Origin of the sequence: Streptomyces sp. NBC_01433 (assembly GCF_026340105.1) — a bacterium.
Taxonomy (GTDB): domain Bacteria; phylum Actinomycetota; class Actinomycetes; order Streptomycetales; family Streptomycetaceae; genus Streptomyces.
Window position 1 is genome coordinate 5,272,706 of sequence record NZ_JAPEPM010000001.1, and the last position, 21,991, is coordinate 5,294,696.

At 72.2% G+C, this 21,991-nt stretch carries 17 protein-coding genes and 1 pseudogene; 11 read left to right on the forward strand and 7 right to left on the reverse strand.

Features of this window, described 5'->3' with window-relative positions; translation table 11 throughout:
• Positions 1–203: 203 nt before the first annotated feature.
• On the reverse strand, positions 204–1,298 hold the full coding sequence (locus OG413_RS23715; protein WP_266808560.1) for a DUF5925 domain-containing protein: 1,095 nt from the start codon (positions 1,296–1,298) through the stop codon (positions 204–206).
• 198 nt (positions 1,299–1,496) lie between these two features.
• On the opposite strand from OG413_RS23715, the gene OG413_RS23720 reads away from it, so the two are divergent.
• Positions 1,497–2,306, forward strand: a complete 810-nt coding sequence (locus OG413_RS23720) for an SGNH/GDSL hydrolase family protein (RefSeq protein ID WP_266808562.1) — start codon at positions 1,497–1,499, stop codon at positions 2,304–2,306.
• A 303-nt stretch (positions 2,307–2,609) separates the two neighbouring features.
• Positions 2,610–2,873, forward strand: a complete 264-nt coding sequence (locus tag OG413_RS23725) for a hypothetical protein (RefSeq protein ID WP_266808564.1) — start codon at positions 2,610–2,612, stop codon at positions 2,871–2,873.
• Between the two features lie 45 nt (positions 2,874–2,918).
• On the opposite strand, the pseudogene OG413_RS23730 reads toward OG413_RS23725, so the two are convergent.
• From OG413_RS23730 to hmgA, 4 genes and pseudogenes are all read right to left on the reverse strand, one after another.
• Positions 2,919–3,105: pseudogene (locus tag OG413_RS23730) on the reverse strand (CoA transferase); the annotation flags it as partial.
• 71 nt (positions 3,106–3,176) lie between these two features.
• On the reverse strand, positions 3,177–4,469 hold the full coding sequence (locus tag OG413_RS23735; protein WP_266808566.1) for a type ISP restriction/modification enzyme: 1,293 nt from the start codon (positions 4,467–4,469) through the stop codon (positions 3,177–3,179).
• A 118-nt stretch (positions 4,470–4,587) separates the two neighbouring features.
• On the reverse strand, positions 4,588–5,355 hold the full coding sequence (locus OG413_RS23740) for a GntR family transcriptional regulator (RefSeq protein ID WP_266810330.1): 768 nt from the start codon (positions 5,353–5,355) through the stop codon (positions 4,588–4,590).
• 123 nt (positions 5,356–5,478) lie between these two features.
• A complete protein-coding gene (hmgA, locus tag OG413_RS23745) occupies positions 5,479–6,798 on the reverse strand; it encodes a homogentisate 1,2-dioxygenase (protein ID WP_266808568.1) in 1,320 nt (439 codons plus the stop codon).
• Between the two features lie 146 nt (positions 6,799–6,944).
• On the opposite strand from hmgA, the gene OG413_RS23750 reads away from it, so the two are divergent.
• The 9 genes from OG413_RS23750 (at position 6,945) to OG413_RS23790 (ending at position 19,956) form a co-directional block, all read left to right on the forward strand.
• The gene (locus OG413_RS23750) at positions 6,945–9,131 is read left to right on the forward strand and encodes a right-handed parallel beta-helix repeat-containing protein (RefSeq protein WP_266808569.1); all 2,187 of its coding nucleotides are present in this window, start codon (positions 6,945–6,947) and stop codon (positions 9,129–9,131) included.
• Positions 9,128–10,078 carry a hypothetical protein gene (locus OG413_RS23755; RefSeq protein WP_266808570.1) on the forward strand — a complete coding sequence of 317 codons (951 nt, stop codon included), beginning with the start codon at positions 9,128–9,130 and terminating at the stop codon, positions 10,076–10,078. The genes OG413_RS23750 and OG413_RS23755 overlap by 4 nt, the downstream gene beginning before the upstream one ends.
• A 20-nt stretch (positions 10,079–10,098) precedes the next feature.
• On the forward strand, positions 10,099–11,391 hold the full coding sequence (locus OG413_RS23760; protein ID WP_266808571.1) for a hypothetical protein: 1,293 nt from the start codon (positions 10,099–10,101) through the stop codon (positions 11,389–11,391).
• A gap of 47 nt (positions 11,392–11,438) precedes the next feature.
• Positions 11,439–12,059 (forward strand): TetR/AcrR family transcriptional regulator, encoded by a 621-nt coding sequence (locus OG413_RS23765; RefSeq protein ID WP_266808572.1) that lies wholly within the window; start codon positions 11,439–11,441, stop codon positions 12,057–12,059.
• Between the two features lie 140 nt (positions 12,060–12,199).
• The gene (locus OG413_RS23770) at positions 12,200–14,497 is read left to right on the forward strand and encodes a molybdopterin-dependent oxidoreductase (RefSeq protein ID WP_323137889.1); all 2,298 of its coding nucleotides are present in this window, start codon (positions 12,200–12,202) and stop codon (positions 14,495–14,497) included.
• A gap of 121 nt (positions 14,498–14,618) precedes the next feature.
• Complete coding sequence (locus OG413_RS23775) at positions 14,619–16,064, forward strand: CitMHS family transporter (RefSeq protein WP_266808576.1); 1,446 nt, start codon at positions 14,619–14,621, stop codon at positions 16,062–16,064.
• A 3-nt stretch (positions 16,065–16,067) separates the two neighbouring features.
• Complete coding sequence (locus tag OG413_RS23780) at positions 16,068–17,258, forward strand: MFS transporter (RefSeq protein WP_266808577.1); 1,191 nt, start codon at positions 16,068–16,070, stop codon at positions 17,256–17,258.
• A gap of 109 nt (positions 17,259–17,367) precedes the next feature.
• Entirely contained in the window at positions 17,368–18,762 is a 1,395-nt protein-coding gene (locus tag OG413_RS23785) for an aldehyde dehydrogenase family protein (RefSeq protein ID WP_266808578.1), read from the forward strand.
• A 114-nt stretch (positions 18,763–18,876) separates the two neighbouring features.
• Positions 18,877–19,956, forward strand: a complete 1,080-nt coding sequence (locus OG413_RS23790) for a Zn-dependent alcohol dehydrogenase (protein WP_266808579.1) — start codon at positions 18,877–18,879, stop codon at positions 19,954–19,956.
• Positions 19,957–20,054: 98 nt separating this feature from the next.
• Here OG413_RS23790 and OG413_RS23795 read toward each other — a convergent pair whose 3' ends face one another.
• Both OG413_RS23795 and OG413_RS23800 read right to left on the reverse strand, forming a co-directional pair.
• Positions 20,055–21,038, reverse strand: a complete 984-nt coding sequence (locus OG413_RS23795) for a DMT family transporter (RefSeq protein WP_266808581.1) — start codon at positions 21,036–21,038, stop codon at positions 20,055–20,057.
• Positions 21,039–21,269: 231 nt separating this feature from the next.
• Complete coding sequence (locus OG413_RS23800; RefSeq protein WP_266808583.1) at positions 21,270–21,989, reverse strand: helix-turn-helix transcriptional regulator; 720 nt, start codon at positions 21,987–21,989, stop codon at positions 21,270–21,272.
• Between the last annotated feature and the right edge of the window lie 2 nt (positions 21,990–21,991).

Consider the following 21,991-nt stretch of genomic DNA (forward strand, 5'->3'; position numbering starts at 1 on the left):
GGCGCCCCAGGGGTAACCGGCGGACGCGGGCAGGCGTTGCCCTGGAGCTGGAGCTGGAGCTGGAGCTGGAGCTGGAGCTGGAGCTGGAGCTGGAGCTGGAGCTGGAGCTGGAGCTGGAGCTGGAGCTGGAGCTGGAGCTGGAGCCGGAGCCGGAGCCGGAGCCGGAGCCGGAGCCGGAGCCGGAGCCGGAGCCGGAGCCGGAGTCAGAGGTAGAGGCCCGCGTCCGCACCCGCGTCCTGTTTCGGTACCGACGCGGGTCCGCTGCCACGCCGCAGCGCGTACAGCTCCGCCAGCGTCGCACCCTCCCGGCCAAGACCCTCCTCCGTTCCCAGCCAGGACACCGACTCCTGGCGGGTCAGGGAGCCCACCTCGATCCGGGCCAGGCAACGGCCCGGCCTGACGACCGCCGGATGCAGCCGCTCCAGGTCCTCGTTGGTGGTGACCCCCACGAGGACGTTGCGCCCCTGACCCAGCAGACCGTCCGTCAGATTCAGCAGCCGGGACAGCGCCTGGCCCGCCGTGTGCTTGGCCTCGCCGCGGATCAGTTCGTCGCAGTCCTCCAGGAGCAGCAGGCGCCAGCGCCCCTTCGCCGTGCCGTCGTCCTCGCCGATCGCGATGTCCATCAGATAGCCGACGTCGTTGAACAGCCGCTCGGGATCCAGTACGCAGTCGACCTGGCACCAGTCGCGCCAGGACCGGGCCAGGGTGCGCAGCGCGGATGTCTTGCCGGTGCCGGGCGGACCGTGCAGCAGGAGCAGCCGGCCCGCGACGTCGTCCGGGGTCACCTTCATCAGCCGGTCCATGGCCTGAGCCACCGGAGCCGTGTAGTTGGGGCGGACCTCGTCCCAGGTCCCGGCGGCGATCTGCCGGGTGGTGCGGTACGGGCCGCGGCGGGGGGAGACGTACCAGAAGCCCATGGTCACGTTGTCGGGCTGTGGTTCCGGTTCGTCCTGGGCGCCGTCCGTCGCCTGCCCGAGCACCTTCTCCGCCAGCTCGGGGTCGGTCGCGGTGACGGTGACGTCGGCGCCCCGGTTCCACCGGGAGACCAGCAGGGTCCAGCCGTCGCCCTCGGCGAGGATGGCGCTGCGGTCGTCGTCGCGGGCGGCCCGCAGCACCTTGGCGTCCGGGGGCAGCAGTGTCGCACCGGACTTGACGCGGTCGAGGGAGGAGCTGTGGGAGTACGGCTGCTCGCCCGTCGCGAAGCGGCCGAGGAACAGCGCGTCGACGACGTCGGAGGGTGAATCACTGTCGTCGACGGTGAGCCGGATCGGCAGAGCGGACTCAGGGTTGGCAGACATGGCGCCCATGATCCGGTACGGGGCGACCCCGCGCACCCAGGTTTCACCACCTCGTGCGGGTCGACCGTACCCGGCTCCCGTTGAACTCAAGGGGGCGGGAAGGCGCATTCGCCAAGAATTTTTGACATGGACACTTCCTGTTTCATGGTTGCTGCTGCTACCACGGACGGAGCAGACATCCCTGCTCCAGGAGGTCCCATGAACATGTCCAGACTCGTGGCGTTCTCGTCCTCTCTCCTGCTCGGTACCGTGCTCGCCCTCACCGGGGCAGGCGCGGCCAACGCCGCTGAATCCGTGAAGGCCGTCGACTACGTGGCCCTCGGCGACTCGTACTCCTCGGGTGTCGGGTCGGGCAGCTACGACAGTGCCAGCGGCGACTGCAAGCGCAGCACCCGCGCCTACCCGGCGCTCTGGGCCGCCGCCAACTCCCCCTCCTCGTTCGCCTTCACCGCCTGCTCCGGCGCCCGTACCGGTGACGTCACGGGCGGTCAGCTCGGCCCGCTGAACTCCTCGACCGACCTGATCTCGATCTCCATCGGCGGCAACGACGCGGGCTTCGCCGACGTCATGACGACCTGTGTCCTCCAGTCGGAGTCGACCTGCCTCAGCCGGATCGCCACGGCGCGCGCCTACGTCGACTCCACCCTGCCCGGCAAGCTCGACTCCGTGTATACGGCGATCAGCGCCAAGGCCCCCTCCGCGCGGGTCGTCGTCCTCGGCTACCCCCGCTTCTACAAGCTCGACGGCAGCTGCCTCGCCGGTCTGAACGAGAAGGAACGCACCGCCATCAACGGTGCCGCCGACTACCTCAACGCGGCCACCGCCAAGCGGGCCGCCGACCACGGCTTCACCTTCGGTGACGTCGCGAAGGCCTTCGCCGGGCATGAGATCTGCTCAAGCAGCGCCTGGCTGCACAGCGTGAACTGGACCAACATCGGTGAGTCCTACCACCCCACCGCCGCCGGGCAGTCGGGCGGCTATCTGCCCGTCCTGAAATCGGCCGCCTGACCGCGTCCGCCCCGTGGATCAGGAGGTCCCGCCGGTCGGGGTCTCCTGATCCACGGGACCGGCGCGGACCGGCGCCGGGCGATGCGCAGCCGGGTGTGTGCCGGGTGTGCGCCAGGTGTCTGTCAGGCACGCGTTCTCCGCGCCGATCTGTCCAAGTCGCCCTGGAATCGGACAGATTCGGTAACTGGTCGTCAACCTCCGTATGTGTGTGCTCAATCCTGCAACCGGGATACACGGGTGTCATCGCGGGGCGATAGGGTTAACCTGCCCGGGCCGGGTGCCCTCGTACGGGTGGGGAGTGACATGGAACAGATAACGGTGCGAAGCAGGCCGCGAGTGCCTGCCATTACATGCGGGAGCAGTGCGACCAGTTCGCGCCTCGACCGCCATCTCGCGGTGCTCGGCGGCCCCCCCGTCCCGCAGCGCGACGCGGCGGAAGCGACACTGCTGATGCGTGAGCTGACCTCGCGCGATGCCGCGCACCGCCGCCGGAGCAAGAGCGCGCGTGTCTCGCTCTTCGCACCGCTGCGGCGACTGCGACGCTCGCTCTTCGGCAGCCGCCGCTGATCAGACGGCACGTCACCACTGATCCGGCCCGTCACCCGGGGCGGCTCAGGCGATCACACCGTCCCGGCGTAGCACTGCTGTCTGCCCGTCCGTCATTCCCAGGGCTCGCAGCAGTGCGTCGGTGTGCTCACCCAGCGCCGGTACGGCACCCGATCCGCGGCTCCGCCCCGCCCGGCAGCGAGATCGGCGGAAGCAGCGCCCGTACCGGTGAGTCCACCTCCCGCCACCGGTCCCATGCCGTCGGCCGCGACCGGGCCGCGAGGCGGTGCCATTCCCGGGCCGCCCTCGCACCGGCCGGTCGGATCAGAGCAGGGCGAACTGCCCGTCCGGGCCCTCCTCGTGGTGGTCGAGCACGGAGGCGGGCCGCCGCGCCGCCGCCGCGACCGGCAGCACCCCGGCGCTCAGCAGCTCCTCGCGGGAGATCAGCGGCGCCCCGGGCAGCCGCGCCCGCAGCGCCCGCTGCCCGGCCCGGAGCCCGTCGAGGAGCGCGAGGACGGTGATGAGTTCGAGCAGCTCCGAGGTCCACTCCTGGGGCCAGCCGTGCGGGCCGACCGCCTCCAGACCGTCGCCGCCGGGGCCACCTCCGGCCCCCGTGACCGTGCCCGCTGCCGCTGCCGCTGCCGCCGTACGCCGCTCGATCCAGAGCTCCAGCATCCGTACGCCACCCACCCGGAACTCCCACGCCCCGGCGGGCACGGGGGAGACGCGGCCGTCACCGACGGCGAGCACCTCCTCGCCGGGGTCGTAGCCCAGCGTGAGCGGCCGGGGTGGGATCGCCGCCCGCACATAGGGGCGACGGCCGCCCGGCAGCCGGGGGCGTTCCCCGCCGCGTGCTCCGCGCAGCTGCGCCCGCATCAGCTCCCGGCCCAGCCGCACCCCGGCCGACCACAGCGGTCCGTCGGCGGGCAGCGGTACGGAGCAGCCCGCGGGGGAAGGGCGGGCGACGGCGAGCACCCAGGCCAGTACGGACTCGGCGGTGGGCGCGTCCGGGCCGGTGCGGACCTCGTCCCCGATCCGGCCGCGCAGCAGATCGAGCAGGCCCGGTGCGAGGTTCGGCTCGCCGCCGCCGGGCCGCCGGTACAGCGGCCGGATGCGGCCGGGCCGCCCGGCGGGGGAGTGCCCGTCGGGGAGCAGCGCCGTCACGGAGAGGGCGGGTCCCGGGGCCTGCGGTACGTACCCGTGCTCGACGGCGAAGAGCTGGTGCTCGTCCGCGACCCGCCACAACTCGGGGCGGGCGGCGTCGATCAGCCGGTGGTCGGGGATCAGCCACTGTTCGTCGTAGGGCCCGTGCAGGATGCGTACGGGTTCGGGGAACGGCCCGGGGTCCCGGGCGAGCCTGCCCGTTGCGGTGTTCCGGCCCGGCAGTGCGGCGACCGGGGTGTGTGGCGTACGGGAGCGGCTGGGCCCGAACAGCCGGTCCTGCTCGGCGCCTTCGGCCCGGACCAGCAGCTCCCACCGTGCCTTGAGCGTCGCCCGGTCGGGGCCGGTCACCCAGGAGCGCCCGGTTCTGAGCGGCCGCACCGACCACGGCATCAATTCGTCGAGCAGCGGGAAATCCGCGTCCCCGCCGGCCCCGGCCGCCTTCCGCGCTGCCACCGTGTCGTCCTCCCCCTCGCCACGTCCGCCGAACCTCCGGCATCGTAACGGCGAGGCATGACCCCGTGGGGGCGGTGCATGACCCCGTGGGGGCGCTGCATGACCTTGTGGGGCGGTGTCAGTGCGCCTCGACCGTCACGGAGAAGGAGAAACGGTCCCCCCGGTACCTGATCCGCGCCACGTCCACGACCCGGCCGCCGTCGTCGTAGGTCACGCCCGTGTAGTGCAGGATCGGGCTCAGCAGCGGGATCCGGAGCAGTTCGGCGGTGACCGGGTCGGCCAGGCGGGCCTCCACGGTGTCGGTGATCCGGGAGATCCGCACCCCGAGGGCGTCGCGCAGCACCTTCGTCATCGGCCAGCGTTCGAGATCGGCCACATCGAGGCGGGCCGCGATGTCGGGACGCAGGGCGTTCTCCGCCCAGTTGGTGGGCTCGCCCGTCTCGTCGTCGCAGCGGAGCCGCCGGTAGCTGACCACCTCGGCGCAGTCCGGGAAGAACTCGGCGAGGTCGCCCGGGACCGCGCCCGGACCGTGGCCCAGGACGGTGGTCCGCTCGCCCGACTGCTGTGCCACGATCGCGTCGACCGAGCCCAGCAGCCGGACCGGCGAGACGCGGCGGGCGCGCGGCTCGATGAACGTGCCGCGCCGCCGGTGCCTGCTGATCAGCCCTTCCGTCTCCAGCTCCTTCAGGGCCTGGCGCATGGTCAGGACGCTGACGCCGTAGTGCACGGCGAGCTGCTCCTCGGTGGGCAGCCGCGGGGATGCGTCCTGCGGGCGGCCCAGTATCGAGGCCCGCAGCGACTGCGAGACCTGGTACCAGAGAGGGAGCTTCCGGTTCAGCACCAGTGAGTCGGGTGCGAAGGCGGGTGGGTGGCGCACCTCGTTCACCTGGTGCGTCCGGCCGGCCCCGCGCGCCCCGCCAGGCTCACCCACCTCGTTCACCTCGCTCACTCGGCCACCTCGGTCATCCCTCTCCGCCGGCGCCCCGCGCCGCCGTGATCCGCTCCGCGCCTATGGCCGGAAGTTGCGGGTCAGACCCTGCCATACGTCGTCGTACCCGCGTTGCAGGTGGTCGGCGGTCGCGGCCTGCGCGGTCGCCGTGACGGGCCAGCGGGTCTCGAACATGAAGGCAAGACCGTCGTCGATCTTCTGCGGCTTCAGCTCCGCCGCGCTCGCCCGGTCGAAGGTCGCACGGTCCGGGCCGTGCGCGGACATCATGTTGTGCAGCGATCCGCCGCCCGGCACGAAGCCGTCCGCCTTCGCGTCGTACGCCCCCTCGATCAGTCCCATGTACTCGCTCATCACATTGCGGTGGAAGTACGGCGGTCGGAAGGTGTCCTCGCCGACCAGCCAGCGCGGGGCGAAGACGACGAAGTCCACCCCGGCGAGACCGGGGGTGTCGGACGGCGAGGTCAGCACCGTGAAGATCGAGGGGTCGGGGTGGTCGTAGCTGATCGTGCCGATGACATTGAAACGGCGCAGGTCGTAGACGTACGGGGTGTGGCTGCCGTGCCAGGCGACGACATCGAGCGGGGAGTGGTCGTACGTCGCCGACCAGAGGTTGCCGCAGAACTTGTTGACCACCTCGACGGGGCCTTCGCGGTCCTCGTACGCGGCGACGGGCGCCATGAAGTCCCGGGCGTTCGCGAGGCCGTTGGCGCCGATCGGGCCGAGATCGGGGAGGGCGAACGGCCGGCCGTAGTTCTCGCAGACGTAGCCGCGGGCGGTGTCGTCCAGCAGCTCGACCCGGAAGCGGACGCCGCGTGGGATCAGCGCGATGTGACCTGGCTCGGCGCGCAGCAGGCCCAGTTCGGTGCGCAGCAGCAGGCCGCCGTGCTCCGGGACGATCAGCAGCTCGCCGTCCGAGTCGCTGAACACCCGGTCCGTCATCGAGGAGTTGGCGTGGTACAGGTGCACGGCCATGCCGGTGCGCTGCCCGGCGTCACCGTTGCCGCCCAGCGTCCACAGACCGGACAGGAAGTCGGTGCCGGGGGAGGGAGCGGGCAGCGGGTTCCAGCGGAGCCGGTTGGGGTCGGGGACCGACTCGGTGAACGGCGCCGTGCGCACCGCGCCGTTGTCGACGCGGACGAACGGCGGGTGGGCGGCCGAGGGGCGGATCCGGTAGAGCCAGGAACGGCGGTTGTGGGCCCGCGGTTCGGTGAACGCCGAGCCACTCAGCTGCTCCGCGTACAGCCCGAGAGGGGCACGTTGCGGCGAGTTGCGGCCGTGCGGCAGGGCACCCGGAACCGCCTCCGTGCTGTGCTCATTGCCGAAACCGGATGAATACGCCAGCCCCTCCGCCGTCTTCCCTGCCTGCTCGATGCCGCTCATCATGCGCTCCCGGTGCTGAGAATGCCTGGAATCCGCCGGACAACGAATCCTATGGGTAACCGTAGGAATCGGAACGGGGCGCGTCAACGGCATTCGTCGTGCGCAAGGGGGTTCCAAAAGATGAACAATGCTCTACTCTCCCGCACATGTCGTGGACACGCAGAGTTCTGGTGGTTCTCGTGGCGCTCGTCGCCGCGCTGCTCGCGGCCCCGGCCGCCCAGGCGCACGAAGAGCGGCCCCTCACCCTTCCCGACGGCACCGGCAGCGTCCCCGTGTACCGCACCGGTGCTCCGGATCTGCTGGTCTGCAAGAGCGACCGGGCGGACTTCGTACGCCGGATATCGGGCTTCCCGGCGCAGCTGCGGACCCGGAACCTGGCCCTCTTCGAACAGTGCCGGACGTCCGGCTACCGGCATCTGCAACAGGCCGTCGACGCCGCCGTCCGGCCCGGCACCACCATCGCGATCCTGCCCGGCCTGTACGAGGAGGAGCCCTCGCTCCCGAAACCGGCCGGGGAATGCGCCCGGCTCAAGGCCCCCGACTCGCAGCTCGGCTACCAGATCCTCACCTACGCACAGCAGAAGCAGTGCCCGCACAACCAGAACCTGGTCGCGATCCTCGGCAAGAAGGACCTCCAGATCGAGGGGACGGGCGCGAAGCGCACGGACGTCGTCATCGACGCCAAGTACCAGAAGCTCAACGCGATCCGCGCCGACAAGTCCGACGGGATCTACTTCAAGAACTTCACCGCGCAGCGCACCACCTTCAACTCCCTGTACGTCCTGGCCCAGGACGGCTTCGTCATCGACGACGTCCTCACCCGGTGGAACGACGAGTACGGCTTCCTGACCTTCGCCAGTGACCACGGGCTCTACAAGAACTGCGAGTCGTACGGGAACGGCGACTCCGGCATCTACCCCGGCAGCGCCTCGGACATCAACGACGGCCGGGGCTACGACGTCCCCCGCTACTCCATCGAGATCACCGGCTGCCGCAGCCACCACAACATGGTCGGCTACTCGGGCACGGCGGGCGACTCCGTCTATGTCCACGACAACGAGTTCGACCACAACATGGGCGGCGCCTCGATGGACAGCGCCTTCCCCGGACACCCCGGCCTGCCGCAGAACCACGCCCGTTTCGAACGCAACCTGATCCACGACAACAACGCCGACTACTACCGGTACGTCGCCGACGGCACCTGCGCCAAGCCACCCGTCGAGCGCGGCTACGAACAGGGGGTCGTCTGCCCGCAGATCTCCATGCCGCCGGGCACCGGAATCATCACCGCGGGCGGCAACTGGAACCTGTACGAGAACAACTGGATATACGGACACCGGCGCGCCGCCTTCTTCCTGAGCGCCGCCCCCGCGTTCATCCGGGGCGAGAACTCCCTCGCCAAGCAGGCCGACACCTCGCACCACAACCGGTACGCCGGCAATCACCTCGGCACGGACAAGCAGGGCAGGTCCCGGCCCAACCGCACCGACGTGTGGTGGGACGGACAGGGCGACTCCAACTGCTGGCAGCCCGGAACGGGAGCCGCCACCCCGCGCACCCTGCCCGAGTGCGGCACGGAACGCGGCGAGGTGTCCTGGCCCACCGACCGGCTGGCGGGCGAGCCGGTGAAGCTCGCGCATCTGCTGGTCTGCGCCGACTACAACGTGCAGGCGCGACGGATGCCGGCAGGCTGCGACTGGTACGGGGCACGGGGCATCGAACGCATCGAGGTGCAGGCGGCCCTCGGGCTCGCCGCGGTCCTCGCCCTGGTCGGCGGGGTGCTGTGGTGGCGCAGGCTGCGCCACAGCCGGACCATGACCGTCCTGACCCTGCTGGGCGGTGCCGGTCTCGCCCTGGACGTGGCCGGTTCCACGATGGGGCTCGCCTCCTCCTATCTGCCCGCCGCGGCCCTGTTGCTGACGGGTGTGTGGTGGACCGGTACCGGGCTCGCGCTGCGCCGGGAGCGGCCGGGCTTCGGCTGGACCACCGTCGTCCTGGGCGCGCTCACCCTGCTGGACGCCTTCGACAAGGCGGTCCTGATGATCCCGTGGATCCCGCTGAGTCCGGCGTGGGCACGGGGGCTGCTCGGGGTGGCGTGGGTGGTGTGGGCGGTCGTCGTCGCCGCGCGCCAGGGCGCGGAGCTCACGAAGGACGCCGACGAGCACGCAGAAGGGGCCAGAGGCGAGCGGGCCGACGGGCACGCCGAAGGGGCCACGGGCGAGCAGGCCGACGGGCACGCAGAAGGGGCCACCGCCGGACACGCGGAGGCCGCCGGTACTCCGGAGGGGCAGCCCTCCGCGACCCGCACTCCGCCGAACGGAGACGCCTCATGAAGCAGCCCCCCGCCCGCACCCGACTCCGCACCCGTCCCAGCGCCCGACCTCGCACCCGTTCCCGCGGCGGAGACGGCTCCGCGAAGGGCGGGCTCGTCCGCGGCGGCCTGCTCGCCCTTCTCGCCGCGGCCGTCCTCGTCCTCGGGGCGAGCGGCTGCGGCGGGCGCGCCACCACGCACCACAAGCCCGGGACCGGCCACGAGCAGGCGAGCGGTGCCGTCGGGCGGCTCCTCGCCACCGAGGACGGCAGCGGTCACCGACTGCGCCAGGTCGACGCCGACCGGGCGCCGGAGGTGGGACTCTCCGTACGGCCCGACTCCGAGGACGGCTGGAACGTCCATGTCTCCGTACGGAACTTCCGCTTCACCCCGGACAGCGTGGGCGGCGCCGCCCTCGCCGGGCGCGGCCATGTCCGCCTGTTCCTCGACGGGCGCCCGCTCGCCCGTCTCTACGGTCCCTGGTACCACCTCCCCAGCGCGCTCGCCCGCTCCACCACCGGCGAGGGCCGCTCCCTCACCGCCCGGCTCTACGCCGACGACCACACCGCCTGGGCCGTCGCCGCCAAGCCCATCCAGACCACCACCCCCCTCGCTCCCGGCGCTTCTGGAACTTCCGGCGCTTCTGGAACTTCCGGTGCGTCCGGGAGTCCCGCACACCCCTCGGATCCGCCGCCCCGGCCCGCCGCCGACCGCACCGTGGACATCACCGTCTCCCACGGCAAGGTCAGCCCCGCCCCCGGCCGCACCGAGGTCAAGAAGGGCGAACGCGTCGCCCTCCGCGTCCGCACCGACCGCGCCGACACCCTCCACGTCCACGGCTACGACAAGGCGGCCGAACTGCCCGCCGGGCGCACCACCACCCTCACCTTCACCGCCGACCGCACCGGGCTCTTCGAGGTCGAGACGCACGAGTCCGACCTGCTCCTGACCCAACTCGTCGTACGGTGACGGCGGATCCCGAAGGCGCGGTGCGCACGACGACCGTGCTCGCCCATGGCGTCGGCTCCGCGCACGACCTGCCTCTCTCGCCCTTCTACGCCTTCGCGGGAGCCTTCGCCGCGCTCTTCGTCTCCTTCCTCGCGCTCGGCCTGCTCTGGTCCGCCTCCCGATTTCGGGGCGAACGGGCGGGCCGCCCGATCCCCGGCGCCGTGCAACGCCTCGCCGACGCCCGGCCCACCCGCCTCGCGGCGCGCGTGCTCGGGCTGGCCGCCGCCCTGTTCGTGCTGCTCCACCTCCTCCTCGGCCCGGACGACCCGGAACGCAATCCCGCCGCCGGTGCCCTCTACGTGCTCCTCTGGGTCGGGCTCGTCCCCGCCTCCCTGCTCCTGGGCCCCGTCTGGCGACTGCTCAACCCGTTGCGCACCGTGCACCTCCTCCTCTGCCGGGCCCTGCACCGCGACCCCGCCACCGGCCGCCCCGTCCCCGCCCGCCTCGGGCGATGGCCCGCCGCGGCCGGACTCCTCGCCTTCACCTGGCTCGAACTTGCCTCCCCCGACCCCGCGTCGGCCTCCGCGCTCCTCCTCTTCCTCGCCCTCTACTCCGCGGTCCACCTCGCGGGGGCCGCCCGCCACGGCGCCCGCTGGTTCGACCGTGCCGATGCCTTCGAGGTCTACTCCGGCCTGCTGGCCCGCCTTTCCCCGCTCGGCCGACGCCCGTCCGACCGTCGCCTCGTCCTGCGCTCCCCGTTCAACGGACTCGACGCCACCGAGCAGGGCCCCGGACTCGTCGCCACCGTCTGCGTGATGCTCGGATCCACCGCGTACGACGGCTTCTCCGACGCCCCCTCCTGGATCACCACCGTTCAGACGTCACCCCTGGGCCGCACCCCGACCGCCACTCTCGGACTCCTCGGCGCCGTCGCCCTCGTCGCCGCCCTCTACGTCCTGTGCGCCGGAGCCACCCGGCTGATCTCCGGCCAACTGCCTCACCCCCTCACCGCCTTCGCGCACTCGCTTGTCCCGATCGCCCTCGGCTATCTCGTCGCCCACTACTTCACACTCTTCGTCACCGAAGGTCCACGCACAGTCATGGTGGCACTCGGCACTGACAATCCCGCTCCGCCCCCGCCGCTGCTGGGCCCCGGCCCCCTCGCCACGCTCCAGGTCGCCGCCATCGTCCTCGGCCATGTCCTGGGGGTCGTCGCCGCGCACGACCGGTCCGTCCGGCTGTTCCCGCCGGGCCGTGCTGTCGCCGGGCAACTGCCGCTGCTGGCCCTGATGATCGCGTACACCCTCGGCGGGCTCGCCCTGCTCATCGCCTGACGGACCGGCGTCCACCACCCCTGCCCGCAGAGGAGTCCCACGGCATCATGGAGCCCGTGCCCCATGCGAACCCGAACCTCCGCCGCGCCCCGGTGCAGCAGCGCAGCACCGAACGTCTCGCCCGGATACTCGACGCCTGCGCCGAACTGCTCGACGAGACCGGCTACGAACAGCTCTCCACCCGTGCTGTCGCCGTCCGGGCGGCGGTGCCCATCGGCTCCGTCTACCGCTTCTTCTCCAACAAGCGGGCGCTGGTCGACGCCCTGGCCCTGCGCAATCTGAACAGCTACGCCGACCGCATCGCGGCGCGGCTGACCGATATCGGGGCCGCCGACTGGCGCGGGGTCATCGACGCCGTACTCGACGAGTACCTGGCGATGAAGCGGACCGTCCCCGGTTTCGCCCTCGTCGACTTCGGCGCCCCGTCCCCGGCTGACGACCCGTTGGGCGACGCCAACCGGCGGGTCGCGGGCCGGCTCGCCGAACTGCTCTCCGGCCACCTCGGCCGCGGCCCCGACCAGGACCTGCTCCGGGCGATCCTCGTCAGCGTCGAGGCCGCCGACGCCCTCTTCCAACTCGCCTTCCGTACCGACCCGTCGGGCGACCCGGCCATCGTCGCCGAGACCCGGATCCTGATCAGGGCCTACCTCGGGCAGGTCCTCGACTGACCGGTCCCGCCAACCCCTCCCCGCCATGCGTACCGGTCGGTATGCTCGGCCCCGGGCCGGTTCGGGGGCCGGGGCAGCTGCCGCGTCCCTGCCCGGTCCCTGTTCGCGCGCCACTTCTGTCGCCGCCCCGGGGAGGGCCCATGTCCCACGACGCCCATGACTCCCACGACGCCCTTGAATCCCGTAACTCCCATGACTCCCACAACACCCACGATGCCCTTGAGTCCCGTAACTCCCATGACTCCCGTAACTCCCGCGCCGCGCCGCGTATCTGCCCCCTCTGCGAGGCCACCTGCGGTCTCACGCTCACCATCGAGGGGGCCAGGGTCACGGGCGCCCGCGGCGACCGGGACGATGTGTTCAGCCAGGGGTTCATCTGCCCCAAGGGCGCGTCCTTCGGCGGACTCGACGCCGACCCGGACCGCCTGCGCACCCCGCTCGTGCGCCGGGACGGTGTGCTGAGGGAGGCGACCTGGAGCGAGGCGTTCGACATGATCGCCGCACGGGTTCCCGCGCTGATCGAGGCGCACGGACGGCAGAGCGCCGGTGTCGTCCTCGGCAACCCCAACGTGCACACGATGGCCGGTGCCCTCTATCCGCCGCTCCTGCTCGCCACGCTCCGTACCCGCAATCTGTTCACCGCGAGCACCCTCGACCAGATGCCGAAACACGTCTCCAGTGGGCTGCTCTTCGGTGATCCGCACGCCATCGCGGTGCCCGACCTGGACCGCACCGACCACCTGTTGCTGCTCGGCGCCAACCCCCTCGAATCCAACGGCAGTCTCTGCACCGCTCCCGACTTCCCGGGCAAGCTCAAGGCGCTGCGCCGCCGCGGCGGCACGCTCACCGTCATCGACCCGCGCCGCACCCGCACCGCCCGCCTCGCCGACCGGCATGCCGTGATCCGGCCCGGCACCGACGCCCTGCTGCTGGCCGCACTCGCCCAGGTCCTGTTCGAGGAGAAGCTCACCGCGCCGGGCGCCCTGGCCGAGCACCTCGAAGGACTCGACGAACTCGCCCGAGCCATGGGGGACTTCACCCCCGAGGTGGTCGCCGGGACCTGCGGCATCGACGCCGCCGCCATCCGTACGATCGCCCGCGAGCTCGCCGCCGCCCCCACCGCCGCCGTCTACGGGCGCATCGGCAGCTGCACCGTGGAGCACGGCACCCTCGCGAGCTGGCTGATCGACGTCCTCAACATCCTCACCGGCAATCTCGACCGCCCCGGCGGCGCCCTCTTCCCGCTCTCCGCCACCGGCCGCGCCCCCCGCCCCGCCGCACCCGGCAAGGGCTTCGCCCTCGGCCGCTGGACCAGCCGGGTCTCCGCGCACCCCGAGGCCAAGGGCGAACTGCCCATCGCCGCGCTCGCCGAAGAGATCCAGACCCCCGGCGACGACCGCATCCGGGCGTTGATCGTGCTCGCCGCCAACCCCGTGCTCTCGGCGCCGGACGGCGACCGCCTCGACCGGGCCCTCGCCGACGGGCTCGATTTCATGGTCAGTGTCGACCCGTACCTCAACGAGACCTCGCGCCACGCCGATGTGGTGCTCCCCCCGCCGCCGCCCTCGCAGAGCGCCCACTTCGACTTCGCGCTCAACTCCTTCGCCGTCCACAACCAGGTCCGCTACACCCGCCCCGCCATACCCCTGGAGGACGGCCTGATGGACGAGAGCGAGATCCTCGCCCGCCTCGTCCTGGCCGTGGGCGGGATGCACGGAACGCCCCCGCGGGCCGTCGACGACCTGGCCATCGCCGCCGCGCTCACCAAGGCGGGCGCCCCGAAGGAACTCGCCGCCGAACTGTCCGGTCTCACCGGCCCCGAACGCCGGCTCGACCTGATGTTGCGCCTCGGCCCGTACGGCCTCACGCTGGACACGCTCCTCGCCCAGCCGCACGGCATCGACCTCGGCCCGCTCAGGTCACGCCTCCCGGAACTCCTGCGCACCCGCAGCGGCCGCGTCGAGCTCTTCCCGCCGCCGATCGCCGCCGACCTGCCGAGGCTGCGCGGCGCCCTGGACGAACGGCGGGGACAGGACGGGCAGCCCGCTCCGCTCCTCCTCGTGGGCCGCCGCCATCTGCGCTCCAACAACAGCTGGATGCACAACGTGGCCGCCCTGCGCGGCGGCACCAACGTCTGCACCCTCCAGATCCACCCCGACGACGCGGCCCGCCTCGGACTGGAGGACGGCGCCATGGCCCGTATCAAGGCCGACGGCGGTGAGGTCGAGGCCCCGGCGGAGATCACGGAGACGGTGGGGACCGGAGTGGTGAGCCTTCCGCACGGCTGGGGGCACAGCCGCCCCGGCGCCCGGATGTCCGTCGCGTCGGCGGACCCCGGCGTCAACGTCAATCAGCTGCTCGACGGCACGCTGCTCGACCCGCTCTCCGGCACCGCTGTGCTCAACGCCTTCCCCGTGTCCGTAGCACCCGCCCATTGACCTGGGGTTTTGCTCGTATTGCTCGCGCGTCAACATCTTGTTAACGCCGCGGCGGGGCACCTAACGTCATCCGGACCGCCGACTCCGGTGGGAGTTCAAAGGTGAACGTTAGGTGTCCCACATGCTGACAATCCTCGGCTTTGCCATGATTGCCACCTTCTTGGTGCTGATCATGACGAAGAAGATGTCGCCGATCGCGGCGCTGGTCCTGATCCCCGCACTCTTCTGTGTCGCCGTCGGCCAGGGGGCCGAGCTCGGCGACTACGTCATCGAGGGCGTCGGCAACCTGGCACCGACCGCCGCGATGCTCATGTTCGCCATCGTGTACTTCGGCGTGATGATCGACGTCGGCCTCTTCGACCCGATCGTCCGGGGCATCCTGCGCTTCTGCAAGGCCGACCCGCTGCGGATCGTCGTCGGTACGGCGGTCCTCGCCGCGATCGTCTCGCTGGACGGCGACGGCTCCACCACCTTCATGATCACCGTCTCGGCGATGTATCCGCTCTACAAGCGCCTGAAGATGAGCCTGGTCGTGATGACCGGTATCGCCGCCACGGCGAACGGGGTCATGAACACCCTGCCCTGGGGCGGTCCCACCGCCCGCGCCGCCACCGCGCTCAAGGTGGACGCGGCCGACATCTTCGTCCCCATGATCCCGGCGCTCGCCGTCGGACTGGTCGCCGTCTTCATCCTGGCGTACGTCCTCGGCCTGCGTGAGCGCAAGCGGCTCGGCATCCTCACCCTGGACGAGGCCCTCGTCCAGGACCCGGAGACCGAGACGGTGCTCGTCGGTGCGGGCGACGGCGGCGACCGTACCCGCAAGACCTCCGGCGGAGCCGGTACGGGCGCAGGCACGGGCACGGATGCCGGCGCCGCACCGGCCACCGGAAGCGACGTGGACGACGACGCGGACGACGACGAGGAGTTCAAGGGCCTCGACCCGAACCGGTCCACCCTGCGTCCCAAGCTCTACTGGTTCAACGCCGGTCTCACCGTGGCCCTGCTGACCGCGATGATCATGGAACTGATGCCGATCCCGGTCCTCTTCCTGCTCGGCGCGGCCCTCGCCCTCACCGTCAACTTCCCGCACATGCCCGACCAGCGGGCCCGTATCGCGGCCCACGCCGACAACGTCCTCAACGTCTCCGGCATGGTCTTCGCCGCCGCGGTCTTCACCGGTGTCCTCACCGGCACCGGCATGGTCGAGCACATGGCCGACTGGCTCGTCGGCGCCATCCCCGACGGGATGGGCCCGCACATGGCCATCGTCACCGGTCTGCTCAGCCTGCCGCTCACGTACTTCATGTCCAACGACGGCTTCTACTTCGGTGTCGTCCCCGTCCTCGCCGAGGCCGGAGCCGCGCACGGTGTCTCCCCGCTGGAGATCGCCCGCGCCTCCCTGGCCGGGCAGGCCCTCCACATGTCGTCCCCGCTCGTCCCCGCCGTCTACGTCCTCGTCGGCATGGCGAAGGTCGAGTTCGGCGACCACACCAGGTTCACCGTCAAGTGGGCGGTGCTCACCTCGCTGGTGGTGCTCTGCGCCGGAATCCTCTTCGGGATCATCTGATCCATGGCTGCCACGAACGGGCCCGGCAGGGGCTGGCTGCTGCGCCTCGTCATCGCCTTCGCGTTCGCGCAAGGAGCGGTGTCGATGGCGCGGCCCGCCGTCTCCTACCGGGCCCTGTCCCTGGGCGCGGACGAGCGGGCCATCGGCGTCATCGCCGGGGTGTACGCACTCCTCCCGCTGTTCGCCGCCGTGCCGCTGGGGCGCAGGACCGACCACGGCCGCTGCGCACCCCTGTTGCCGCTCGGCGTCGCCCTGATCTCCGGCGGCTGCGCCCTGAGCGGCCTCGCCGGTTCCCTCCCCGAGATGGCGGCCTGGAGCGGAGTGATGGGCCTGGGCCATCTCTGCTTCGTGATCGGCGCCCAGTCGATCGTCGCCCGGCAGTCCGCCCCCGCCGAACAGGACCGCAACTTCGGCCACTTCACCATCGGCGCCTCGCTCGGCCAGCTCATCGGCCCGATCGCCGCCGGTTACGTCATTTCCGGGCGGGACGGCGCCATGGACCGTACGAGCGCGCTGGCCCTCCTCGCCGCGGCGGCCGTCGCCGCCGTCTCCTTCGCCACCCTCCGGCGCATCGAACACCGGACCACCGCCCGGCCCGCCGGACCGTCGGCGCGGAAGGTCCCCGTCGGCTCCATCCTGCGCACCCGCGGGGTCCCGGCGGGCATCTTCATCAGCCTGGCCGTGCTCTCCGCCACCGACATCCTCACCGCCTACCTGCCGGTCGTCGGCGAACACCGCAGTATCGCCCCCGCCACCGTCGGACTGCTGCTGAGCCTCCGGGCCGCCGCCACCATCGCCTGCCGGCTGGTGATGACGCCGATGCTCCGGATCCTCGGCCGGACCGCGCTGCTCACCACGACCTGCCTGCTCGCCGCCCTGCTCTGCGCGGGCATCGCGCTGCCCCTGCCCGTGTGGGCGCTGGCCGTGCTGCTCGCCGTGCTCGGGTTCTGCCTGGGCGTCGGCCAGCCCCTGTCCATGACCACCGTCGTACGGGCCGCGCCCGCCGGGTCCCGCTCCACCGCCCTCGCCCTGCGGCTGACCGGCAACCGCCTCGGCCAGGTCGCGGCCCCCGCCTCCGCCGGACTGATCGCCGGGTTCGCGGGTACCGCGGCGCCGTTCGTGATGCTCGGCGCGCTGCTCCTGGGCGCGGCGGGACTCGGTGCCCGCGGCGAAGGGCCCCGTACCTCCCGTTGAGCGGCTCTCGGGACCGCCTCCCTGCCGGCGCCCCTGGCGCCCAAAAACTAACGGCGCTAGTTTGGGGTCCGGACGACACCGGCAGCACCCATGCCCTGGAGGACATGCCATGAAGGCCCATGACGGGATGTACATCGGCGGTACGTGGCGGACGGCCGAGGGCCCGGACACGATCGCGGTCGTGAACCCCGCGGACGAGCAGGTCATCGCCCGGGTCCCGGCCGGCACGGCGGCCGACATCGACGCCGCGGTACGGGCCGCCCGCGCCGCGTTCCCGGGCTGGGCGGCGACGCCGCCCGCCGAGCGCGCGGCCCGGATCGCCGCGCTGCGCGACGCGCTGGACGCCCGCAAGGACGAGATCGCGGAGACCGTCACCGCGGAACTGGGCGCACCCCTTCCGCTCTCGCAGATGGTGCACGCCGCTCTGCCGGTGCTCGTCGCCGGTTCGTACGCCGAACTGGCCGCCACGTACGCCTTCGAGGAGAAGCTCGGCAACTCCACCGTCCTGCTGGAGCCGGTCGGCGTGGTCGGCGCGATCACCCCCTGGAACTACCCGCTCCACCAGATCGTCGCCAAGGTGGCACCCGCGCTCGCAGCGGGCTGCACGATCGTCCTCAAGCCCGCCGAGGACACCCCGCTCACCGCGCAGCTGTTCGCCGAGGCCACCGAGGCGGCGGGGCTGCCCGCCGGGGTCTTCAACCTCGTCACCGGTCTCGGCCCGGTCGCCGGACAGGCCCTCGCCGAGCACGAGGGCGTCGACCTGGTCTCGTTCACCGGATCGACCGCCGTGGGCAGGCGGATCGGCGCGACCGCGGGCGCCGCCGTCAAGCGCGTCGCCCTGGAACTGGGCGGCAAGTCCGCCAACGTGATCCTGCCGGGCGCCGATCTGGCCAAGGCCGTCAACGTCGGCGTCGCCAACGTGATGTCCAACTCCGGCCAGACGTGCAGCGCCTGGACCCGGATGCTGGTCGACGGCGAGCGGTACGAGGAGGCGGTGGCCCTCGCCGCGGCGGCCGTCGCCAAGTACGTACCGGGGGAGCGGGTCGGCCCCGTGGTCAACGCCAGGCAGCGCGACCGGGTGCGCGGCTACATCGAACAGGGCATCGCGGAGGGTGCCAGGCTCGTCGCCGGTGGCCCCGAGGCCCCGAAGGAGCAGGGGTACTACATCAGCCCCACGGTGTTCGCCGATGTCACCCCGGACATGGCCATCGCCCGCGAGGAGATATTCGGCCCGGTCCTGTCGATCCTCCGGTACGAGGACGTGGACGACGCCCTCCGGATCGCCAACGACACCGTGTACGGCCTGGCCGGCGCCGTCTGGGCCGCCGACGACGCCGAAGCCGTGGCGTTCGCCCGCCGGATGGACACGGGCCAGGTCGACATCAACGGCGGGCGGTTCAACCCGCTGGCCCCCTTCGGCGGCTACAAGCAGTCGGGCGTCGGGCGCGAACTGGGCCCGCACGGTCTGGTGGAATACCTCCAGACCAAGTCGCTCCAGTTCTGAGCGGGACGCTTCCCCGTCCGAGCGGGTTTTCCGCGTCCGAGCCGCGCTACGTATCCGAACCCATCTGAACGCGTGTGAACGCATCCGAACCAGCCCCAACCAAGGAGCCTGTCCGTGGTCCGCGCCGCCGTACTGCCCGCCGTCGGAGCTCCCCTGGAGGTCACCGACATCGCACTCCCGCAACCCGGCCCCGGCCAGGTGCGCGTCGCCCTCGCCGCCGCCGGGGTCTGCCACTCCGACCTGTCCCTGTCGAACGGCACCATGCGGGTCCCGGTCCCCGCCGTCCTCGGCCACGAGGGTGCCGGAACCGTCCTCTCCGTCGGCGAGGGCGTCACCCATGTCGCCCCCGGCGACGGTGTCGTCCTCAACTGGGCACCGTCCTGCGGGACCTGCTTCCACTGTGGGATCGGCGAGGTCTGGCTCTGCGCCGACGCCCTCAAGGGCGCCGCCAACATCCATGCCCGTACCGCCGACGGCACCGAACTCCACCCCGGTCTGAACGTCGCGGCCTTCGCCCAGGAGACCGTCGTCGCCGCGAAATGCGTGCTGCCCGCCCCGGCCGGCATCCCGCTCACCGACGCAGCCCTGCTCGGCTGCGCGGTCCTCACCGGTTATGGCGCGATCCACCACTCCGCCCGGGTCCGCGCGGGCGAGAGCGTCGTCGTGTTCGGGATCGGCGGGGTCGGCCTCGCCGTCCTCCAGTCCGCCCGGATCGCGGGTGCCTCGCGGATCATCGCGGTCGACGTCTCCCCCGAGAAGGAGGAACTGGCCCGGCGGGCCGGGGCCACCGACTTCGTCGTCGCCTCCGCCACCACCCCGCGCGAGATCCGTAAACTCACCGGCGGTCAGGGCGCGGACGTCGCCGTGGAGTGCGTCGGACGGCCCGCCACGATCCGCGGAGCCTGGGAGTCCACCCGGCGCGGCGGCCGTACCACCGTGGTCGGCATCGGCGGGAAGGACCAGGAAGTCACCTTCAACGCCCTGGAGATCTTCCACTGGGGGCGGTCACTGACGGGTTGCGTGTACGGCAACAGCGACCCGGAGCGGGATCTGCCGGTGCTCGCCGAGCACATCCTCGCGGGCCGCTTCGACGTCTCGATGATGGTCACCGAACGGATCGCGCTGGACGGTATCCCGGCGGCCTTCGACAACATGATCGCGGGCAAGGGCGGCCGCGCCCTCGTGGTGTTCTAGGCGCACTACCCCGTGACCCCGGCGACCGGCGGGAACCCTGGGGGCGGCGCTCGGATGTCCGCGAATCGCGCTTCCCGCCGGTCCCGCGCCGTGTCCCGCTACGGTCGCCCCGCCGGTTGCCGCTCTTCGCCATCACGGGATCGCTCCACGGGCCGCGCCGGATTCTTCCGCGTCAGGCCGGTCCGCCGACGGGTCCGGGAGACCGCCACCCCGGCCAGGCAGAGCAGCCCACCGCCGATGCTGAGCGGCGCGGGCACCTCGTCCAGCAGCAGCCAGGCCATCACCACCACCAGTGCGGGCACCGCGTACGTGGTGGCGCCCATCCTGCCCGCGGTGGTGCGGGCCAGGGCGTAGGCCCAGGTGGTGAAGGCGAGAGCGGTCGGGAAGACGCCCAGGTAGAACATGTTCAGCGTGGCGGACAGCGGTGCGTCGGCGGCCTCGGAGACCAGCACCCCGGAGAACGGCAGACAGGCGACCGTACCGATCAGGCAGCCGAAGGTGGTGACCTGAAGAGCGGAACCGTGCCGCAGCGCGGGCTTCTGGCTCACCACCCCGGCCGCGTACGCCACGGCGGCCAGCAGGCAGAGCAGGACGCCCAGCACCGAGGAGCCGCCGTGACCGGACAGGGAGAGCCCGACCACCGCCGCTCCCGCGAACGAGACCGCCATCCCCGCCAGCAGTCTGCGCGGCAGCCCTTCACCGAGCAGCCGGGCGCCGAGCAGGGCGATCAGGATCGGCCCGATGTTCACCACCATCGCGGCCGTCCCGGCGTCGACCTCCTGCTCGCCCCAGTTGAGCACCACCATGTAGAGCCCGAACCAGAGCAGCCCCGAGGTGACGATGCCGGGCCAGGCGGCCCTGGCGGGCAGCCCCTCGCGGCGTACGAGACAGATCGAACCGAGCACGAGCGTGCCCGCCAGCAGTCGGCCGAGGGCCAGCGCACCGGGCGAATAAGCCTCGCCCGCGCTGCGGATGGAGACAAAGGCGGAGGCCCACAGCACCACCGTGGTGCAGGCGGCGGCGGGGGCCCGCCAGTCGCGCCCCGGTGCGGATTCCGCGGGTGATCCCGGTGTCGTCGTCATGGCCACGACGCTACGGCCGTAACGTTGCGGCCCCCACCGAATTGTCGTCCTCAGTCAATCGTCGGACCGGCCGGCCGGTCACACGGCGGTCAATCGTCGGCCGGTCGCACGGCGGCCGGTCACACGGCGGTCAATCGTCGGCCGGTCGCACGGCGGCCGGTCCTCGGCCCGGACCGTCCATCACCCTTCAGCCGGTCTTCGGCCAGTTGTCCGCCAGTCGTCCGCCGGTCGTCAGCCGAGCGCCGACGCCTCGATGCCGAGCAGCCCCGACAGCGCCCGCTGCCCGTCCGGCGTCGCCCGTACCGCGCGCCCCGACCCGATCCGTACGCACCACCCGGTGTCCAGCGCGTGCCGGCACAGCGCGGCGCCCGCGACGCCTGCCAGGTGCGGGCGGCGTTCCGTCCAGTCCAGACAGCTCCGTACGAGCGGCCGCCGGGACGTCGACCGAAGGCCGATGCCCAGCGCGTCGAACCAGCCCAGGCCCTCGTCGGTGAGCGCGAAACCGGTGTCCTGCCGCAACAGCCCGCGTTCGGACATCGCCTCGGTGATCCTGATGCCGAGCCGGCCCGCGAGATGGTCGTAGCAGGTGCGCCCCCGGGCCAGGGCGCTGCTCATGCTCGCCGCGCGCAGGGTGCGCGGCTGTTCCGGCGCGTCGGGCATGACCTGGGCGGCCAGCTCCTCGACGAGGTGCGCGACGCGTTCGTCGGCCAGCCGCACATAGCGGTGACGGCCCTGCCGCTCCTCGGCCAGCAGCCCGCCCGCCACCAGCTTGCCCAGGTGCTCGCTGGCGGTCGACGGGGCGACCCGGGCGTACCGGGCCAGCTCGCCGGCCGTCCAGGCGCGCCCGTCGAGCAGGGCGAGGCAGAAGGAGGCGCGGGTCTCGTCGGCGAGCAGCGTCGCCAGCGCGGCGAGGCGCGGAGCGGCCGGATCGTGCGGTGTCGGGCGTGCCATAC